Genomic DNA, 20141 nt, shown 5'->3' with positions numbered 1-20141 from the left:
ATGGTCCAACCGAGGTCAGTGACGCGCAATTCAATTGCAGTCACCCGCTGATACCGCGCACCAGATCCGGGTTCCACGCAGTACCTGGCCCGATATGGTGCGGGTGGCGGGGTCAGCCCGAAAGGCGCGGTGTCCGGGGGCTGCGCGCGCGCATCGCGATCACCAGGCCGATCATGCCGAGCGCGGCCCCGGCGGCGGCGAGCAGGCTCCAGCGATAGCCTTCGAACAGCGTCGACAGCACCATCGCCACGACCGGAACCAGGACGCTGCTATAGGCCGCGCGCGCTGCGCCAATGTCGCGGATCAGCGCGAAATACATCGGGAAAGTGACGACCGATCCCATCAGCCCCAGATACAGGATACCGCCCAGATAGGCCGGGCGGCTTTCGAACACCGGCGGCCCGAACAGCACCAGGGCCAGCACCGCATTGCCCAGCGCACCCCAGAGCATCGCCCAGGCGAGCAGGCTCAGGATCGGCATGGCCTTCACCCGCTCGGCCGACTGCATGACATTGGCGATCGAGGCGCACAGGATGCCGCACATCGCGAGCCCCAGCCCCTTCATCACATCGCCCAGATCCGCCGGCATCGCGCGATATTCCTGCACGAACAGCAGCGCGATCCCCGCCAGCGCCACCGCAGTTCCCGCGATGAAGCCGCCCGCGATCCGGGTACCCAGAAACAGCCGCGAGAACAGCGCATTGGGCACCATCAGCATCGCGAACAGCACCGCGAGCAGGCCCGAGGTGATGTACATTTCCGACCGGTAGACGAAGTTGAAATTGGCCGAGAACTGGAACAGCCCCAGGGCCAGCGCGATTAGATGCCCCTGGCGGTCAAGCCGGAGCGGAGCCTTGCGCCACCAGGCGAGCGCGAACATGCCGATGGCTGCCACGCCGAACCGATAGCTGACCGACCAGGTCGGCGGGACGCTGGAAATCTGGTCCTTGATCACCAGCCAAGTCGAACCCCAGATCAGCGAGACCAGCAGGAACGGCACGAGCACGCGCGCCGACAGCATCGACGGTTCGTCAGCGACCGGGGCCGTGGCGGGCGCACTGCTCGCCATCACAAGGCGGCGATGGCAGCGGCGAGCGGAGCGACGGTTTCGGCATCCTGATCCCAGGCGGTAACGAACCGCGCCTCGCCGCCTTCGGGCGTCATCTCGCCCCAGTCGTAGAATTCAAAGCCCTGGCCGCGCAAGGATGCCGCCTCGGCCGCGGTCAGCTTGACGAACACCTCGTTCGCCTGGACCGGGTAAAGCAGCCGGTCGCCCGCGGCCTTTGCAATGGCCTGCGCGCCTGCATTGGCGGCGCGGGCATTGGCCAGCCACAGATCGTCCTCCAGCATCGCCAGCAGCTGAGCCGCCAGGAACCGCCCCTTGGACTGCAGCTGGCCCGCACGCTTGCGCAGATAGGGCAGATCGCCGCCCAAGCCGTAGTCGAACACGATGATCGCCTCGGCATTCATCCCGCCATTCTTGACGCAGCCAAAGCTCAGCATGTCGACGCCCGCGCGCCAGGTGACATCGGCGGGGTCTGCTCCGGTCGAGGCAATGGCATTGGCAAAGCGCGCGCCATCCATGTGCAGCTTCAGCCCCCGCGCCTTGCAGACATCGCCGATCGCGGCGACCTCTGCGGGCGAATAGGTCAGGCCATATTCGCTGGCATTGGTGATCGAGACACAGGCGGGCTGCACCTGGTGAACATCGTCGCGGATATTGCCCGCGACCCGCGCCACCTCTTGCGCGGTCAGCTTGGCGCCCTCGCCATCGGCCAGGATCAGCTTGGCGCCATGCATGAAGAAACCGGGCGCGCCGCATTCGTCCTGCTCGATATGCGCCATCTTGTGGCAGATCACGCCCTTGTGTGGCGGGCAGAGCGCCGACAATGCGAGCGCGTTGGCCGCAGTCCCCGTCGCCACCCACAACGCCCGCACCCGCGTGCCGAACAGCTGGCTGAACCGGTCGTCCAGCGCCTGGCTCAACGCATCGCCATCATAAGGCGAATCGAGCCGGTTGGCGGCGACGAGAGCCTCCATCACGTGCGGATGGACGGCAGCGGCATTGTCGGAGAAGAACTTCATGGGCGCGTGTGGTAATGGCGCGCGGGCCAAGGTCAAGCGGTGGCAGCGTCAGAACCTGTGGTTCCATGCCAGTGCAAAGGACAGGCCATCGTCCTGCACGTCGCGGCTGCCGGTAATCGGCGCGTCGATCAGCGCATGGCCATAGGTCAGCCGCGCGGACAATGAAGGCGATGGCGTCCAGCTGATCTGCGCGCCGATGCTGGCAATTTCGGCCGGGACCGGCTGGAAGGCGCGGGTGGCGTTGCGCATCACCGCCCCATCGGCAAAGATCGCAGGCGTGAAGCTGCCCCAGCGGAGGCCCAGCGCGCCAACCGCGCCCGAACCGATCACCAGCTGCCGCGCCAGCTCTACCGATCCGATCACGCCCCGGTCGGCCAGCAACAGGCTTTCGCGATAGCCGCGCACGCTCGCGCTGCCGCCCGCGACAAAGCGTTCGCCGGCATAGAGCACGCCGGTGCCATATTGCCCGGCCAGCCGCGCGCGCAGCTCCCACCCGCTCGCGCCCAGCCGCCGGGCATGGCTGATCTGGCCCGAGAAACTGCGAAAGCGTGGCGAGGGCGCAGCGATCCCGGGAATATCGGATCGGCTGCCCTCCAGCCCTTGCGTGAAGCGGGCCTGCGCGATCCACACCGTGCCCGAACTGCGCCGCGTCCATTCCGCGCCGAGCCTGAGCGCCGAATATTCGGCCAGCCCGCGCACCGATCCCGGGCTGAACGAAAATGGCTGGCCGAGCAGGAAGGTCCGCGTCTCGCGGTGGATCACCCCGGCGCTGATGCTTACCGCCTGCGCGCTCACTTCCGGGGTTCCATCGAGCGCGGCGGGGCTGAGCGGGCGCTGCCAGAGTGTCAGTGCAAAGCCGCCCTCGACGAACCAGTCGCGCGCGCGGATCGACAGGTTGCGCAGAGGTGCATCGACCACCGCAGCCCGGTTATACCCCCCGCGCGCTTCCACCCTGAGCGCCGGATGGATGAACGGCGCGGCATAATCGACCAGCAGGTCGGGCCGCCCGGCGGTGAGCCCTGCATCCAGCGCGATCCTGTCACCGGCAAACAGCGCGTTGCGCACCGCCAGACCGGTGCCGAAACGCAGCCCGCCGACGGCGGGCGAGCGGCTGTTGGCGACGCTCGCCTGCACCGCAAAGCGCGGCGCGGGATCGACCAGCAGGGCAAGCCGCGCCTCGCCGGGGCGCGTGCCCGGCTGCAGGTCGGCCTTGACCGTGGCAATCGCATCATCAGCGGCAAGCGCGCGGAAATCGCGTTCGATGGCGAGACCATTGATCGGGATCGCGCCGGCCGAAGGCATGCGGCGCAGGACATAATCGGCGTTCAGCCCCCTGGCCCGGCCATCCTGCCATTCGACCGTGGCGGTAGCGCCGATGAGCCTGCCTGCCACCAGCCGCAGCACCAGCGGCGATCCGCCGCCTGAATCGGTCATCGGATCGAGCAGAACGCCCGAATTGACATAGCCGTTGCGCAGATAGGCGAGGCTGATCTGCTGGACTGCCGCCGCGATGCGATCCAATGGCACCGGCGCGCCGATCAGCCCGTTGGCGATCGCCTGCTGCCGCACCCATTCACCGTCAAGCCGGTCGCCCTTGCGATAGCGGACCGTAATTCCGCCGAAATCCAGGCCCTCGCTATCGGCTGTCGCGATCGCGGCGACGTCCGGCTCGGCATGGACCTCGATATCGCAATAGGTGACGATACCGGTCGCTGCCGCATCGGGCCCAGGCACGCAAGCTGCGCCCTGCAGCGCCAGCGCGAGCATCAGGCTCAACGGCAGCCTCCCGCAGGAGCCTGGCCCGCAGGCGCCTGACCCGCTGGATCGAGCGCCAGCGGCCCGACCTGATCGATGGCAAGCCGGCTCACCGATCCGCTGCTGCGCGCGGCGCGGCATTGGCCCGCAAGCACGCCTGCCGCATCGCCAAAGCTGATATCGGGCGTGTCGATGCCGCTGCTGACATTGCCGACCTGGCTGTCGACGACCAGATCGCCATCGACGAGCAACAGGTTGCTGTTGTCGGCCGAGCGGATGAAGAAATCGGTGGCGAGCTGAACGTTCGCGCCGCGCTGCTGCCCCAGCGCCTCGATCCGCGCGCCATCGGCGATCAGCGCATAGGGGCGGTTGATAGTGATGCGCCCGCCAGTACCCGGACCGGACGATGTGGCGACCGTTGCGGGATTGGCACCACCCGCGAGCCTCAGCAGCCCGGTCTCGGGCAGCAGCAGCTCGATCTGTCCCGCCGCGCCTGTCAGCGCACTGGTGGTGATGGTGCCGCCCGGCCCCAAAGTGATGCGCGGCGCGCCGATACTGATATTGCCCGCCGCGCCGCCGCTGGTGGCCGTGTTGGTGCTGGCCACGCGGCTGCCCATACCGGTGATGCGAATCTCCTCCTCGGCCGCCAGCGTGATCGCGCCCGCCGTGGTGACATTGGCCGAGCTGGTGGTCACCTCTGCCCCGTCGGCCAGCGCGATCTGACGGGCAATCAGCACGACCGTGCCCGCCTGGCCGGGGGCAAGATCGCCCGCGCCCGAGCTGATCCGGCTGCCCTGGCCCATCGCTATCCGGTCTGCCGCCACCAGCACCGACCCGGCTGCGCCAAAGCCTTCGGTCGCGGTGGAGACGGTAGCCCCCTCGATCGACAGCATACCGGTCACCGCCAGCGTGATCGTGCCCGCGCGACCGGGACCGGCTATCTCGCGCAGCTCGGGCACCAGATCGGGATTGGCCTCGAACTCCTCATCGCTCGGCGGCACCAGCAGCTTGCGGGCGGCAGAACTGATTTCCGCGCCACCGGACATCGTGATCCGTCCCGCCTGAATGACGATGTCGCCGGCATTGCCCAGGCTGGAGCTGGATGTCGTGATCGACGTGATTCCGATCATCTCCAGGCTGTCCGTCTGGATCGAAATCCTGCCGGCAGCCCCGGTATAGTCGCTCAGCCGCTTGAATTCCTGCGCGCGCGGAAGCTCGGTCTCGGACGAAATGGCAGGGCCGCCATTGCCATCGTTGATCATGCGGAGCGTCCCAGCGCGGATCGTGATTGCACCGGCATCGCCAAAGCCCTGGCTGATCGACTGGATGCCGCCCACCCCTTTCAGCTCCAGCAGGCCCCTGACCGTGACATTGATCGGTCCTGCCGGCGTCGCCGTTTCCGTGCGGGTGGAAATGCGCCCCTGCCCGATGGTCAGCTGGTCCGCGTTGATGGTGATGCTGCCCGGCCCTGACGCCTCGCGCCCCTGGTTCTCGGCGAGGATCAGCCCCCGATCATCCATGAAAATCCGGCCTGCGTCGATGACGATATGGCCGGTTGTGCCGGTGGGTCTGCCATCGGAGCTGGAAAGCGTGGTCTCGATGTTGCCGACATCGATCAGTTCGAGAAGACCTGCGCGAACATGAATGTTGCCGACCGATCGTCCGGGTGCCGAGAGGCCCTGCGCCTCAATCGTGCCGCCATCGATCAGGAGATGGTTGGCGGTCACCCGGATCGTCCCCCCGCCCCCCTCGATCACGCTTTCGCTGCGGATCGCCCCAAGCCGCCTGAGGGTGATCGTCTCTGCCTGGATGTCGATATTGCCGCTATCGGCTGTTTCACCGTCTATCCCGGCAACCCTGAACTCACCGTCGGGAATATCGAGCCGGTTCACCAGCACGCCAATGGCCGGTCGTTCGGCAGCGCTGGCCATGACCGAGACCAGACTCCGTCCATCCAGCAGCATGCTGTCAGAAGAAAGCGCGGCATAGCCATCCTGATCGACGAAGATCCGGCTGCCCAGAAGATCGATCCGCCCGCCGCGTATGCCCTGGCCGAGCGGACCTCCGTGCACCACCGTGCCCCGCCCCTGCCCCACCGCGCGTGCCTCGAAGCTGCGGACGAACAGCGTCGCCTGCGACAACAGGATATCGCTGGCGTTGAGCGTCAGCCGCCCCATCGGATTGCCACGAAAGAACCTGTCCGGGTCCGGCTGCGCGACCGGCAGGAACGTGATCGGCTGATTGTTGCCCAGAAAGCCGAAGCGCGCGGGCTCTGCCATGCTGAAGGTCGATCCCGAACCCGTGCCCGAGACCAGCACCGACCCATCGGCAAAGCCCAATGTCTGCGCGGTGGAGAAATGCGCGGCCCCGCCGACATCGATCGCCGCGCCATCGCCAAAGACAATGCCCGCCGGATTGATGAAATAGAAATCCGCGCCCGGAATCGCGCTGGCATCGATCGTCCCGGCGATGAACGAGCGCTCGCCGCCCGTCACCCGGTTGATGACATTGCGGATGGTCAGCGCGTCGCTTGCGGTCCAGCGCGCGATATCTCCGGGGCCCAGGTTGAAGCGTGCAAAGCTGTGGAACAGATTGTCGCCCGCGCGCACGCCGCCGCCGATGGTCGTTACCGCGCCATCGGTCGTGGCGGTTGTGCCGGTGGCGAACGAGGGCAGCGTATCAGGCGTGATCGCGGTGGGCGGCCCGCCTCCATCCTGCGCAAAGGCCGGTGCGGCGAGGAGCGCCAGCGCAGAGCAATGCGCAAGCCAAGCCCTCATCGCCAGCTCCCCACCAGCGTGAACGCGCTCCAGATGCCTGGATCGGTCCATTGCCCGTCGCCGCCGCGCGCCAGCTCGATCTGCGCCAGTTGCAGCGCGCGCGCCCGGCCCTCGCCCGCGCGATAATGCGTGTAGAACGCCTCCATCAGCGCCGCCGTCCCGGCATCGCTGACCTCCCATAAAGAGGCGAGCGCGCTGGCAGCGCCAGCCTCTACCGCTGCACCCGCCAGCCCCATCGCCTGGTCGTCATCGCCCACTGCCGTCTCGCATGCGCTCAGCACCAGCAGCTGCAGGCCCTGCCCCCGCAGCCGGTTGGCGCTGAGCATCGCGCGCAGATCGGGCAGCGTGATCGCCTCACCATTGGCGACGATGAACGAGCGTTCGGTGCGGCCGTTGAACGCGGCGTGCGTCGCGAGATGCAGCACGCTTGCCGGACGCCGGGCGAGCGCCGACGCCAGATCGGCGCGGTCGAAATCGGTGAGCAGAACGCCATCGCTGCCCGCCGCCATTGCCGCCTCGGACGCGGTGCCCTCCAGCCGGGTGAAGCGGCCCACGGGCAGGTCGAGTTCCTTTTCCAGCGACGCTGCGATGATCTGCGGATCGGTATCGCGGGTGCCCGGCGCGGCAAAGCTGAGCGCGGGGACGACCGCGAGCCTGGCCTGCTCCATCAGGAACGTGCCTTGCGCATCGATCAGCGCGGCGAAGCTGATCTGCCGCAACGGGCCATCGGGCACGATGATCAGCGTCGCATCCTGGCCGAGCAGCGGCGCGATGGGTGCGATCAGCGCGGCATAGAGTTCGCGCGAGGCCGGGGCCCAGTCATCGCTGGCACCACTCAGCGACGCCGTCATTCGCTGCGCCAGCGCCGCGATGGTGGCCCGGTTGCGCGTGCTGTCGGGCGGCATCCGGCGATAGCCGCGCGCGCTGTCGTTGCCGCTCGCATAAAGCAGCTCGATCCGGTCCTCGAGCAGCAGCGGATAGAGCAGGACCTCGCCGGGTTTCAGATCAGCGGGCGTCACCGGGTTGCGCAGCGGCACGCATTCAGCGCCCAGGCTGTTCTGCAGCTCGGCGGAGCGATAGGCCTCGGCAATGCGCTGGGCCTGATCGAGCGCGCCTGCATCGCTATCGGCCACCCGGAGAGTCGTGCCGATCGCGCGTTCGAACACCGGGCGGACGAGCAGATCGAAGCGGCTTTCCTCCGTCAGCGGATCGACCGGCATCAGCACGGTGCGCACCCTTTCCAGCGCGCGATAGGCGTATCGCACATGCTCCGCCGCGCGCTCGGGCTCGGCATCGGCGAGCAGCAGCGCATAATGCGGCAGGTTCTGCGGCAGAGCGGCCTGGCTTTCGAGAAACACCGCCCGGCGAAGGTCTGCCCGCGCCCTTGCCATATCGCCTCGCGCCAGGGCCATCCGGCCCTGCATCGCCGCCAGTGACGCCGCATCACCTGCGCCACCCTTTACCATATCGGCATATTTCATCGTCGCCTGAGGAACCATATCGGTTCCTCCAAGCCCGGCATCCAGCGCCAGCATCACCAGCCCGCGATGCAGCGCAGCGCGATCAGCCGTGTCTTGGACTCTGGTCGATGCCTGGAGCCCGATCGCGATATGCGGCGCGATATCGGCCTTGCGCGCCCTTTCCAGTCGCGCCAGCCGCAGCGCAGCCAGCGCCGTCAAGGCGGGGTCATCCGCCTCAACCGCCCGGTCGAGCGCGCAGGCAAAGGCGGCCTCTAGCCTGCGCCCCTGGACTTCGCTCTCGCCTTCGCCCGAGCTGCAGCCTGGCGGCGGCGGTGCTGGCGATGCGGCCTGGGCCGATCGTCGCCGCGTGCCCGATGCGGTCGGCGGCGCACCGCCTGCCAAAGCCAGCGCAGCCTCCCATGCAGCCCGCGCGGCCAGCGCCTTGTCTCCGGCCTGTTCCGCCAGGGTTTGCGCGGTGCGGAGAAAGTCCTGCGCCCGCGCCTGGCTCCCTGATCGTGCCCGCCGCATCGCCTGGCCGGCCACCAGGCAATATTCGGCACGCGCACGAACCCCGGCTGCACTGCCATCGCCTGACACCGGCGCCCCGGCATCCGCTGCGGGATCGAGCAGCAGCGCCAGCGCTTCGTCCGCACCGGCGTCACCGCCGCGCATCAGCCCGCGCGCCCGGCTTGCCCGCTCTGCCGCCAGTGGCAGCAGTTCCGCCGGAACGGGGGATGCGGGGCTGTCGCACAGCGCAATCGCGTCGGGCACGGCTGCCCCGTCCGCGCCGGGCGCGGCAAGGGCAAATGCAACTGCCATGATCCCGATCCCCGCCATGCTGGCCCCTGCCTGTTAAACGGTTGCAGAGTAACCGGATTTCCGCGCGGAATGAACGGCTAATGCGATCAATCGCTCAGCAGGCCTTTCAGCCGGTAGAGCGCATCGAGCGCGTCGCGCGGGCTGAGATTATCGACATCGAGCGCCTGCAGCGTTTCGCGCAGCGCATCGCTGGGCTCGGGCTCCTTGGCCAGCGCCGCAGCGAACAGCGGCAGATCGTCGAGCCCCGCCGCCAGCCCGCCGGTCGCCTGACGGCCCGCCTCGAGCTTGGCCAGCACCGATTTCGCGCGCGCGACCACCACCGGCGGCACGCCCGCCAGCTTGGCTACGGCCAGGCCATAGCTGCGGTCCGCCGGGCCATCGGCCAGTTCGTGCAGCAGCACCAGATCGCCCTTCCATTCGCGCGCCCGCACATGATGCAGCGACAGCGCATTGAGCCGCCCGGCCAGCCGGGTCAGCTCGTGATAGTGCGTCGCGAACAGGCAGCGGCAGCGGTTGGTGTCGTGCACCGCCTCGGCAATCGCCCAGGCCAGCGCCAGCCCGTCATAGGTCGATGTGCCGCGCCCGACCTCGTCGAGGATGACGAACGAGCGCTCGGTCGCCTGGGCGAGGATCGCGGCGGTCTCGACCATCTCGACCATGAAGGTCGAGCGGCCGCGCGCCAGATTGTCCGACGCGCCAACCCGGCTGAACAGCCGGTCGACAATGCCGATCCGGGCGGTGCGCGCAGGCACGAACGCGCCTGCCTGCGCAAGCAGCACGATCAGCGCGGTCTGCCGCAGGAAGGTCGATTTGCCCCCCATATTGGGGCCTGAGACCAGCCACAGCCGGTCGCGTTCGGACAGCATCGCATCATTGGCGACAAAGGCCTGGCCCGATTTGCGCAGCGCTTGTTCCACCACCGGATGGCGCCCGCCCTCGATCGCGATGACCGGCTCGTCGCTGAGCTCGGGACAGCAGAAATCGCCCTCTGCTGCCATCTGGGCATGGCCTGTGGCGACATCGATCCGCGCGATGGCAGCCGCAGTGCGGGATATGGCCTCGCGCGCGGCGATCACTTCCTCGCACAGCCCCTCGAAATGCGCGTCCTCCGCCGCCTGGGCGTGCGTCCCGGCCTGGGCAATGCGCATCGCCTCCTCGTGCAAGGCGGGCGAATTGAAGCGCACCGCACCCGCCATGGTCTGGCGATGGGCAAAGCCGCTATCCGTCTTCATCAGCGCGTCGGCGCGCGCGGCGGGCACCTCGATGAAATAGCCGAGCACCGCGTTGTGGCGGATCTTGAGCGCCTGCACCCCGGTTGCCGCCTTGTAATCGGCCTCCAGCGCGGCAATCGCCCGGCGCGCATTGCCGGACGTGTCGCGCAGCGCATCGAGCGCCGCATCATAGCCGCGCGCGATATAGCCGCCCTGCGCGCGCTCGGTCGGCGGGCTTTCCACCAGCGCCCGGGTCAGATGCTCGACCAGCGCGCCATGGCCCTGCATGTCGGGGAGCAGCCGCTTCAGGAGATCGGGCAGGTCCGCCGCCTTGCCGAGCCGCTCGCGCAAGGCACGCGCTGCGCTCAGCCCATCGCGCAGCTGGCCGAGATCGCGCGGACTTCCCCGCCCGGCAACGACGCGGCCAAGCGCGCGGGCCAGATCGGGGATGGCCTTCAGCGCCTCGCGCACGCTCTCGCGCAGCAGCGGATCGGCATGGAAATAGTGCACCAGCGCTAGCCGATCGCGGATCGCGGATATGTCGGTCAGCGGCGCGCCGAGATCGCTGGCGAGCAGCCGCGCGCCCGCGCCGGTGACGGTACGGTCGATCGCATGGACCAGCGACCCGGGCCTTCCGCCCTGTTGCGAACACAGGATTTCCAGGCTGTCGCGCGTCGCGGCATCGACCGCCATATGCCGCGCCACCTCGTGCCGACGCGGCGGGGCAAGGAAGGGCATTTGCCCACGCGAAACATGCTCAAGATAGGCGAGCAGCCCGCCTGCCGCCGCCAGCTCGGCACGGCTGAAGCTGCCAAAGCCATCGAGCGTCGCGACGCCGAAATGCGTCTTCAGCCGCCGCTCGCCCTCGAGGCTGCTGAAATCATGGCCCGGTCGCAGGATTGCGCCTTCGCTGAACGAATCGGCGCGGTCGGATTGCACCAGCTCGCTGGGGGCCAGCCGGGCAATCTCGGCAGACAGATCAGCGGCGCTGGCCTGCATCAGCTCGAACCGACCGGTCGAAATGTCGCACATCGCCAGGCCAAAACCGCCCTCGGCGCTGGCGAGCGCGACCAGGCGATTCTCCGAGCGCGAATCGAGCAATGCCTCTTCGGTCAGCGTGCCGGCGGTAACGAAACGGACGATCGCGCGCTGGACCAGCGCCTTCGAGCCCGCGCGCGCCTTGGCCTCGGCGGGCGTCTCGGTCTGCTCGGCAATCGCGACGCGGTGCCCTGCCTTGATCAGCCGCGCGAGATAACCCTCAGCACTGTGCACCGGCACGCCGCACATCGGCACCGGATCCCCGCCATGCGCCCCGCGCGAGGTCAGCGCGATGTCGAGCACGGCAGCGGCCGCCTTGGCATCATCGAAGAACAGCTCGAAAAAGTCGCCCATCCGGTAGAAGAGCAGACAATCGGGCGCCTCGGCCTTGAGCGCATGATATTGCGCCATCATCGGGGTGGGGGCGTTGTCGGAAGGGGCGGCGCTCATCCCGCTTCAACTAGCCGAGCCGATGGCAGCACGGAAGCGCGAGTTTTCCCCAGATCGGTCCGAATTCCTCCCCGAGACCGGCTCGGGGAGGAATTCGGAACGTCAGGCAGCGACCATCAGCTTCGCCTTGACATCCTCGGCCACAAACGCGGCGCAGCGTTCGCCGATCATGATGCTGGGCGCGTTGGTGTTGCCGCTGACGATCTTGGGCATGATGCTGGCATCCGCGACATACAGCCCTTCCACCCCGCGCAGCTTCAGGCGCGGATCCACCACGCTGGCCTCGTCCGATCCCATGCGGCAGGTGCCGACCGGGTGATAGACGGTGTCCGCCCGGTTGCGGATCAGCTCGTCGAGCGCGGCATCGTTGTACAGATCGATCGGGTGACGGTCGACCGGCTGATAGTCCGACATCGGCTGGGTTTCGAAGATACGGTGCATGAAGCGCACGCCCGCGCGCAGCACCGCCATATCGCGATCATCGGCGAGGAAATTGGGGTCGATGCGCGGGGGTGCCGCCGGATCGGCGCTGTTCAGCGTCACCGTGCCCTTGCTTTCGGGGCGCAGCACACAGGCATGGCACGAGAAGCCATGGCCCTTCACATTCTCGCGGCCATGGTCTTCCAGCACGGCGGGCACGAAATGGAACTGCACATCGGGTGCGGGCGCATCGGGCATCATCTTCCAGAAGCCGCCCGCCTCGGCCCAGCAGGTGGTCAGGATGCCGGTCCGCTTGCGGCGGTGCTCCAGCACCGCACGCGCCATGCGCGACACGCCGGTGAGCGAACTGCCGAAGCTGTCGGTCGACTTGGTGGCAAAGCCCGAGACATAATCGATATGGTCCTGCAGGTTTGCGCCCACCTCGGCACGGTCGGCGATGACAGGAATGCCATGGTCCTTGAGCATGCCGCCGGGGCCAATGCCCGACAGCTGCAATATCTGCGGCGATCCGAACGCCCCTGCGGACAGCACCACCGCCGCGCGGGCGAAGACCTGCACCACCTTGCCGGCGCGTTCGAACTCGACACCGCGCGCGCGGCCGTTCTCGACGATGATGCGGCGGACCAGCGCGTGCGTGCGCACATCCAGGTTTGCACGGTCCGCAGCCGGCTCGACATAGGCGCGCGCCGCACTCCAGCGCTCGCCACCCTTCTGCGTGGTCTGGTAGATGCCGAAGCCTTCCTGCCGCGCGCCGTTGAAATCGTCGTTCAGCGTCAGCTGCAACCGCCGCGCCGCCTCGACAAAGGCATGGCTGCCGGGGTTCGCCCATTTCTGGTCGACCACGGAAAGCGGTCCGGCGCCGCCGTGATGCGCATCGAAATCCTTCGAGGACCCATAGCGCTCATTGCCTTCGGACTTGCGGAACCAGGGGAGCACATCCGCGTGGCTCCAGCCGGTCGCGCCCATTGCTTCCCAATTGTCGTAATCCCAATGGTTGCCGCGGATATAGACCATCGCGTTGATCGCCGAGGAGCCGCCCAGGCCCTTGCCCCGCGGCTGATATCCGGTGCGGCCGTTCAGGCCAGGCTGGGGCACGGTTTCGAACTGCCAGTTGGTGTTCTTGGGGAGAAACGGCATGAAGCCGGGCGTCTTGACGCGTACGCCATTGTTGCGGCCGCCCGCCTCGATCAGGCAGACCGACAGCGAGGGGTCCTCGCTCAGCCGCCCGGCAACCGCACAGCCTGCGGACCCGCCGCCGATCACGATGATATCATAGTCGCTCATGCTCTCTCCCATTTTCATTCTTGGTGCCGATCACGGCATGGTATTCAATCGCCTCCGCTGGATGACCACCAGATGCCCGGCCTCGTCGCTCTCGACCCCGGCAATGTGAAACCCTGCCTTCAGGTTGACGATGATCATGCGGTTGTTGCTGGCGCGGGTGCGCGTTTCGACAAAGTGATAGCCTTGCGCTGCCGCCCAATCATGCTGCGCCTGCATCAGCCGCGCAGCGATGCCGTGACCCCGCGCTTCCGGCACGATGCCGCCGAGCCAGGAGTAGAGCAGGCTGGGCCCTCGCCGATATCCGATCTTGAAGCCCAGAATCGCGGCATGATTACCCTGCGCAACATGCAGCACGGGATCGACCAGCACCGGCAGGCGGCGCGCGAGATATTCGGGATCGAACGTGTCGAAAATCCGGGCACAAAGCTCGGCGAGCATGGCCTCTTGGGCTCTGACGTCTGCCCCTTCGCAGAGGGTGACTTCAAGCTGGTCAGCTCCGCGCGCCATGCGCCTATTCCGCTGGCTCTAGCGTGACATCGCCATGCAAGCGGGATGGCGCTGGCCGGCCTTGCCGCGCAGCCCAGGCGGCCTTGATGCTGTCGCTGGTCTCGCGGCTGCCATCATGGCTCCAGCCCGGCGGGCGCAGAAGATAGCTCAGCTTGTTGCCCAGGCCCGGCGCGCTCCCCATGTCGCGCGCGATGCCGACCCATTCGTGGAACGCCGCCCATAGGAGGTTGAAGCTGCCCAGCTGCTTGACGATGCCATAGCGGATCGGCTCGTCATCGCGCTCGGGCACAAAGGTGCCGAACATCTTGTCCCAGACGATGAACACGCCGGCATAGTTCGAATCGAGATAGCGCGGGTTGATCGCGTGATGGACGCGGTGGTGCGAGGGCGTGTTCATCACCGCCTCGAACCAGCGCGGCATCCGCTTCACCGCCTCGGTATGGATCCAGAACTGGTAGATCAGGTTGATGCCGCCGCAGAACGCGACCATCAGCGGGTGGAAGCCCAGCCAGAACAGCGGCAGGCTGACCAGCAGTCCGGGGGTGAAGAACCCGGTCCAGGTCTGCCGCAGCGCGGTCGACAGGTTATAGTGCTGGCTGGAATGGTGGATGACATGCGCCGCCCACATCCAGCGGACGCGATGGCCAAGGCGATGCACCCAGTAATAGGCGAAATCGTCGAACACAAAGGCGATGGGCCAGGCCCACCACACGAAACCGATGTCGAACAGGCGATACTGGTACACCCAGAAGGCGATGGCGAGGGCAAGCCCCCCGGTCAGCGCGCCTGCCACGGTGCTGCCCAGCCCGAGCGCGAGCGAGGTCAGCGTATCGCGCGGCTCATAGGCCCTGCGGTCGCGCCGGCGCACCCACCAAATCTCGACCAGCATCAACAGCACGAATGCCGGAATGGCGAGTTCGGTCGGGTTGGGCAGTTGAGGAATCATTTGCAAGCTTGCTTACATCATTGTCAGCAGCTTGTCTGCATCCTGTTTTGACAGCGCGAGTGAAACTTGTCCGAAGCGCGGATCGCCGGTTTCCACCTTCCATCCCTCGCTGCAGCGGTGCGCGCGCAAAGGCCTGGGCAGCACGCGCCCGGCGCAATGCGCGCCATGCCGCTTGAGCACGACAACGCGACCATCGGTCCCCTCGACCAGAGCTGCCTCGCCATCGCCCGACATCAGCACGGGCCCGGATTCGAAGCCTGCAATCTGCTCTTCGGCGATACGGGCGGCATCGGCGACATCGCCGATCCGGTTCTCGCCCAGCTGCAGCAGCCAGACCAGGCCTGCGACCGCGAGGATCGCGGCAAGCGAAGCGAAAAGCAGCATCAGGTTCATCGGCCATCGTCCCCATGTCCGCCGGATCTTCGCCCGGTCGACATGCAGGATAGCACCGCAAGCGCGTTCATGAAAAGGCCATGGAATCGCGGCAGGGCTTGATTTGTGCAGCGGGGCATGACAGCGGCTCGCGGACATTTTTCTCGCATATGTGGAAGAGCAGGCCGTGGCCGACGTTGAAAACTTGCAGCAGGATTATCTGGCGCGCATCGCCGATGCCGATCTTGCCGCGCTGGAAGAAATCCGCATCGCCGCGCTGGGCAAGCAGGGCGCGATTACCGGGCTGTTGAAGACGCTCGGCGCGATGAGCGCCGAAGAGCGCCAGGAACAGGGTCCGCGCATCAACGGCGCGCGCGAAGCCGTCACGGCCGCGATCGCCGCGCGCAAGGACGCGCTGGAAAGCGCCGCGCTGAACGAGCGACTGGCCGCCGAAGCCATCGACCTGACCCTGCCGGTCGCCCCCAGCCCGCAAGGATCGGTGCACCCGGTCGCGCAGGTGATGGACGAGCTGGCGGAAATCTTTGCGGATCTCGGCTTTGCTGTCGCCACGGGTCCCGAGATCGAATCGGGCTGGTACAATTTCACCGCGCTGAACATGCCCGAGACGCACCCGGCGCGTGCGATGCACGACACCTTCTATTTCCCTGATCGCAACGCGGCAGGCGAGGAGATGCTGCTGCGCACGCACACATCGCCGGTGCAGATCCGCACGATGATGGCGCAGAAGCCGCCGATCCGCATCATCGCGCCGGGCCGCACCTATCGCAGCGATTCGGACGCGACGCACACGCCGATGTTCCACCAGGTCGAGGGGCTGGTGATCGACAAGGGCATCACCATGGCGCACCTCAAATGGACGCTCGAGACCTTCGTGAAGGCGTTTTTCGAGCGCGACGACATCGTGCTGCGCCTGCGTCCCAGCTATTTCCCGTTCACCGAACCTTCGGCCGAGGTCGATGTCGGCTTCACCGTCGAAAAGGGCAAGCGCGTGATCGGCGGCGATCCCACCGGCCCCAATGGCGGCTGGATGGAGATTCTGGGCAGCGGCATGGTCAACCCCAAGGTGATCGAGCATTGCGGGCTTGACCCGGACGAGTGGCAGGGCTTTGCCTTTGGCTGCGGCATCGACCGGCTCGCCATGCTGAAATACGGCATGGATGACCTGCGCGCGTTCTTCGACGGCGATCTGCGCTGGCTGAAGCATTACGGCTTCTCGTCGCTCGATGTCCCCACTTTGAGCGGAGGAGTCGGCGCATGAAGTTCACCCTCTCCTGGCTGAAAGAGCATCTCGATACCGATGCTTCGCTCAATGAAATCACCGACCGTCTGACCGCGATCGGGCTGGAGCTCGAAGGCGTGGAAAACCCCGCCGACGCGCTGCGCCCGTTCCGCGTCGCCAAGGTGATCGAAGCAGGCCCGCACCCCAATGCGGACAAGCTGCGGCTGCTCAAGGTCGATGACGGCTCGGGCACCCCCTGGCAGGTCGTGTGCGGCGCGCCCAACGCGAGGCAGGGCCTTGTCGGCGTGTTCGGCCCGCCGGGAACCTATGTCCCCGGCCCTGCCTTCACGCTGAAACCGGCGAAGATCCGCGATGTCGAAAGCTTCGGCATGATGTGCTCGTACCGCGAACTGATGCTGGGCGAGGACCATGACGGCATCATCGAACTGCCCGAAGACGCGCCGGTGGGCACCAGCTTTGCCGATTATGCCGGACTCGACGATCCGGTGATCGAGGTGTCGGTCACGCCCAACAAGCAGGACTGCATGGGCGTGCGGGGCATCGCGCGCGATCTGGCGGCATCGGGCATAGGTACGCTGAGGCCGCTGTCCGAGGTCTATCGCTCGGGCGTCGATCCGGTCGAAGGCTCGGGCGAAGCGCCCGATGTGCGCACCGATGATGCCGCCGGTTGCCCGGCCTTTTATGCCCAGAACGTCTCTGGCCTGAAGAACGGCGCTGCGCCCAAATGGATGGCCGACCGGTTGAAGGCGATCGGCCAGAAGCCGATTTCGGTGCTGGTCGACATCACCAATTTCGTCTCGATCGACCTCGGTCGTCCGCTGCACGTCTATGACCGTGCCAAGCTGACGGGCGGTTTGGTCGCGCGCAAGGCGGTGGACGGCGAAGAGGTCCTGGCGCTCAACGGCAAGACCTACAAGCTCGATAGTAGCATGACCGTGATCGCCGACAGCGCCCAGGTGCACGATATCGGCGGCATCATGGGCGGCGAAGATTCGGGCGTGTCCGACGACACCACCGATGTGCTGATCGAATGCGCCTATTTCGACCCCGAGCATATTGCGCGCACCGGCCAGAAGCTGATGCTGACGAGCGATGCGCGCCAGCGTTTCGAGCGCGGCGTCGATCCGGCGTTCCTCGAACAGGGCCTCGCCATCGCGACACGGCTGGTGCTCGACCTGTGCGGTGGCACGGCGAGCCCGGTGACCCGCTCGGGTGCCGCGCCGGTCGAACCGCGCACGGTTGCTTACGACCCCGCCTATTGCGCGGCTCTGGGGGGCATCGATGTGGCCACTTCCGAGCAGCAGGCGATCCTCGATCGGCTGGGCTTCGGTATCGACAGCAGCGCGACCCCCTGGACGATCACCGTCCCGAGCTGGCGGCGCGATATAGCGGGCAAGGCGGATATCGTCGAGGAAGTGGTGCGGATCACCGGCATCGACGCGATCCCCTCCACCCCGCTGCCCCGCCTGCCCGGCGTCGCCAAGCCCACCGCCAGCCCCGCGCAGCTGCAGGAGCGGCGCGTGCGCCGTCTGGCGGCTGCGCGCGGCCTCAACGAAGCGGTCAACTGGTCGTTCATTTCGGACAAGGAAGCCGCGCCCTTTGGCGGCGGCGACTGGGTGCTGGCCAACCCGATCAGCGAGGACCTGAAAGTGATGCGGCCCTCGCTGCTGCCCGGCCTGCTCTCGGCGGCCAAGCGCAACCTGGATCGCGGTGCAGGCTCGGTTCGGCTGTTCGAGATCGGTCGGCGCTATTTCAAGGCCGAGGACGGCACCAGCCTGGAGCGGACGACGCTAGGCATCGTGCTGACGGGCGACAAGACCCCGCGCGACTGGCGCAGCGGCAAGGCTCAGGCGTTCACCGCGCATGACATAAAGGCCGAAGTGCTGGCCTTGCTCGACGCAGCGGGGGCCCCTGCGGCCAAGCTGATGGACTTCGCGCCCGACAGCGCTGGTCTTGGCGATCACTATCACCCCGGCCAGGCGGCGACGCTGCGGCTGGGGCCGAAGAACGTGCTGGCCAGCTATGGCACGCTGCACCCCAGCACCGCCAAGGCGTTCGGCTTCAAGCCGGTGCACGGGCCGGTGATGGTCGCCGAGCTGTTCCTCGATGCCATCCCGCTCAAACCGCGCAGCAGCGCGATGCGCGAGGCCTATGCACCGCCAGCCTTGCAGGCGGTGACGCGCGACTTTGCGTTCCTTGTCGATGCCAAGCTGGCAGCGGGCGATCTGGTGCGCGCGGTAAAGGGTGCTGACAAGAAGCACATCACCGATGCCCGCGTGTTCGACAGCTTTGCAGGCCAGGGCGTGCCCGAGGGCAAGCTCTCGCTCGCGCTGGAAGTGACCTTGCAGCCGGTGGACAAGAGCTTTGGCGACGATGAGCTCAAGGCCATTGCCGATGCGGTGGTCAAGGCAGCGGCCAAGCTTGGGGCGGAGTTGCGTGGCTGATCTGGTCACGCTGCGATCCGACGCGCTGACGGCGACCATACATCCGCTGGGAGCGGAACTATGGTCGCTCAAGGACGCGGAAGGCCGCGAGTTGATGACCGATGCCGACCCGGCCTTCTGGACGGGACACGCGCCATTGCTGTTCCCGATTGTCGGCGCGCTCGCGGGGGGCCAGTACCGGCTGGGCGAACGCAGCTTCGCGATGGCGAAGCACGGCTTTGCCCGGCGCTCGGGCTTTGCGCTGGTCGAGGCGGACGCGGCAAGGGCGCTGTTCCGGCTGGAGGCGAGCGAGGAAACGCGCGCGCAATATCCGTTCGATTTCCGGCTCGACATGGGCTTTGCGCTGGATGGCGCGAAGCTGGCGATGACCGCGACGATCGGCAACCAGGGCGCTACGCCGATGCCGTTCAGCTTCGGCTATCACCCCGCCTTTGCCTGGCCTTTGCCTTTTGGCGGCGTAGCGGAGGATCACCGCGTGGTCTTCGAACGCGACGAGCCTGCCCCGATCCGGCGGCTCGATCCTGCGACCGGCCTGGTCGCACCCACGCCGCAGCCCAGCCCGGTCGACGGCAAGGTCTACGCGCCCGTTCATGCCGATTTCGAGGCCGACGCGCTGATCTGGGATGAACTTTCCAGCCGCTCGCTCACCTATGGCGTACCCGGCCAGCCGCAGCTGCGCATCGATTTCCCCGATACGCCGATGCTCGGCATCTGGCAGAAACCCGGCGCACGCTATCTGTGCATCGAACCCTGGGCCGGGATCGCCGACCCGCTGGGCTTTGCGGGCGATTTCAGCGACAAGCCCGGCGTGACCATCCTCGCACCCGGCGTACAGCAGCGTTTGCGGATGGATGTGACGCTGGAACAACCGGCATTGTTATGAAGGCGTCGCTGCCACCGCGATGGGTAATGATTTGCTGGGCACTGCTCATTTTCGGGCTGATTGGCTTTTTGGCATGGGCAGGCCGTGAGGGAAAGGAGAAGCAAATTTCCCAAGCACAACGAGTTTTCTCTGTTCAGTCCAGTCTGCAAAGCCAAGAATTGGCTGACTGCATCTCTCGGCGCTTTCCGCTGACGGACCGTCGGTTCTCTGCGGTGAATGACAATGCCATGCATATCCGTCGATGGAATGAGGCCAGAGGTGTAAGAATCGACATCATCGACCATGGCACTTTCCGTCTGCTGGAAATTGCCACACCCAAAGGACGGAAACTGCGCGAGCAGGAGCTCGATGCCGTTAGCGGCTGCGTTGCAGGTGCGTGACAGATCAGTCCGTGGGCGCTAGGGGGCC

14 protein-coding genes are annotated in these 20141 nt (G+C 66.9%); 4 read left to right on the top strand and 10 right to left on the bottom strand.

Going from position 1 to position 20141, the window contains the following annotated elements; genetic code table 11:
• Positions 1-112: 112 nt before the first annotated feature.
• The 10 genes from OU999_16250 to OU999_16205 form a co-directional block, all read right to left on the bottom strand.
• Positions 113-1069 (bottom strand): EamA family transporter, encoded by a 957-nt coding sequence (locus tag OU999_16250; protein WAC23267.1) that lies wholly within the window; start codon positions 1067-1069, stop codon positions 113-115.
• Positions 1069-2085, bottom strand: a complete 1017-nt coding sequence (locus tag OU999_16245) for a beta-eliminating lyase-related protein (protein WAC23266.1) — start codon at positions 2083-2085, stop codon at positions 1069-1071. Before OU999_16245 ends, OU999_16250 begins: the two co-directional genes overlap by 1 nt.
• Positions 2086-2133: 48 nt before the next feature.
• Positions 2134-3852, bottom strand: a complete 1719-nt coding sequence (locus OU999_16240; GenBank protein ID WAC25455.1) for a hypothetical protein — start codon at positions 3850-3852, stop codon at positions 2134-2136.
• Between the two features lie 5 nt (positions 3853-3857).
• Positions 3858-6617 (bottom strand): filamentous hemagglutinin N-terminal domain-containing protein, encoded by a 2760-nt coding sequence (locus tag OU999_16235; GenBank protein WAC23265.1) that lies wholly within the window; start codon positions 6615-6617, stop codon positions 3858-3860.
• Positions 6614-8896 carry a CHAT domain-containing protein gene (locus OU999_16230; GenBank protein ID WAC23264.1) on the bottom strand — a complete coding sequence of 761 codons (2283 nt, stop codon included), beginning with the start codon at positions 8894-8896 and terminating at the stop codon, positions 6614-6616. The genes OU999_16235 and OU999_16230 overlap by 4 nt, the downstream gene beginning before the upstream one ends.
• An 86-nt stretch (positions 8897-8982) precedes the next feature.
• Positions 8983-11595 (bottom strand): DNA mismatch repair protein MutS, encoded by a 2613-nt coding sequence (mutS, locus tag OU999_16225; GenBank protein ID WAC23263.1) that lies wholly within the window; start codon positions 11593-11595, stop codon positions 8983-8985.
• Positions 11596-11697: 102 nt separating this feature from the next.
• The gene (locus OU999_16220) at positions 11698-13320 is read right to left on the bottom strand and encodes an FAD-dependent oxidoreductase (GenBank protein WAC23262.1); all 1623 of its coding nucleotides are present in this window, start codon (positions 13318-13320) and stop codon (positions 11698-11700) included.
• A gap of 30 nt (positions 13321-13350) precedes the next feature.
• Positions 13351-13827, bottom strand: coding sequence for a GNAT family N-acetyltransferase (locus OU999_16215; GenBank protein WAC23261.1), 477 nt, complete (start codon positions 13825-13827; stop codon positions 13351-13353).
• Between the two features lie 4 nt (positions 13828-13831).
• Complete coding sequence (locus tag OU999_16210) at positions 13832-14773, bottom strand: sterol desaturase family protein (GenBank protein WAC23260.1); 942 nt, start codon at positions 14771-14773, stop codon at positions 13832-13834.
• 12 nt (positions 14774-14785) lie between these two features.
• Positions 14786-15166, bottom strand: coding sequence for a hypothetical protein (locus tag OU999_16205; protein ID WAC23259.1), 381 nt, complete (start codon positions 15164-15166; stop codon positions 14786-14788).
• Between the two features lie 166 nt (positions 15167-15332).
• Between OU999_16205 and pheS the strand changes: the two genes are divergently transcribed.
• From pheS to OU999_16185, 4 genes are read left to right on the top strand one after another with little or no spacing between them, the layout of a single operon-like run.
• Positions 15333-16424 carry a phenylalanine--tRNA ligase subunit alpha gene (gene pheS / locus OU999_16200; GenBank protein ID WAC23258.1) on the top strand — a complete coding sequence of 364 codons (1092 nt, stop codon included), beginning with the start codon at positions 15333-15335 and terminating at the stop codon, positions 16422-16424.
• Positions 16421-18850 (top strand): phenylalanine--tRNA ligase subunit beta, encoded by a 2430-nt coding sequence (gene pheT, locus OU999_16195; GenBank protein WAC23257.1) that lies wholly within the window; start codon positions 16421-16423, stop codon positions 18848-18850. Before pheS ends, pheT begins: the two co-directional genes overlap by 4 nt.
• Complete coding sequence (locus OU999_16190) at positions 18843-19733, top strand: aldose 1-epimerase family protein (GenBank protein WAC23256.1); 891 nt, start codon at positions 18843-18845, stop codon at positions 19731-19733. Before pheT ends, OU999_16190 begins: the two co-directional genes overlap by 8 nt.
• Positions 19730-20113, top strand: a complete 384-nt coding sequence (locus tag OU999_16185) for a hypothetical protein (protein ID WAC23255.1) — start codon at positions 19730-19732, stop codon at positions 20111-20113. The genes OU999_16190 and OU999_16185 overlap by 4 nt, the downstream gene beginning before the upstream one ends.
• Positions 20114-20141 lie beyond the last annotated feature (28 nt).

It is taken from the genome of Blastomonas sp. SL216, assembly GCA_026625625.1.
In the GTDB taxonomy this organism is placed as follows: domain Bacteria; phylum Pseudomonadota; class Alphaproteobacteria; order Sphingomonadales; family Sphingomonadaceae; genus Blastomonas.
Note: the sequence above shows the minus strand (reverse complement) of the source record. Positions and strands in the feature narration are given on the sequence as shown.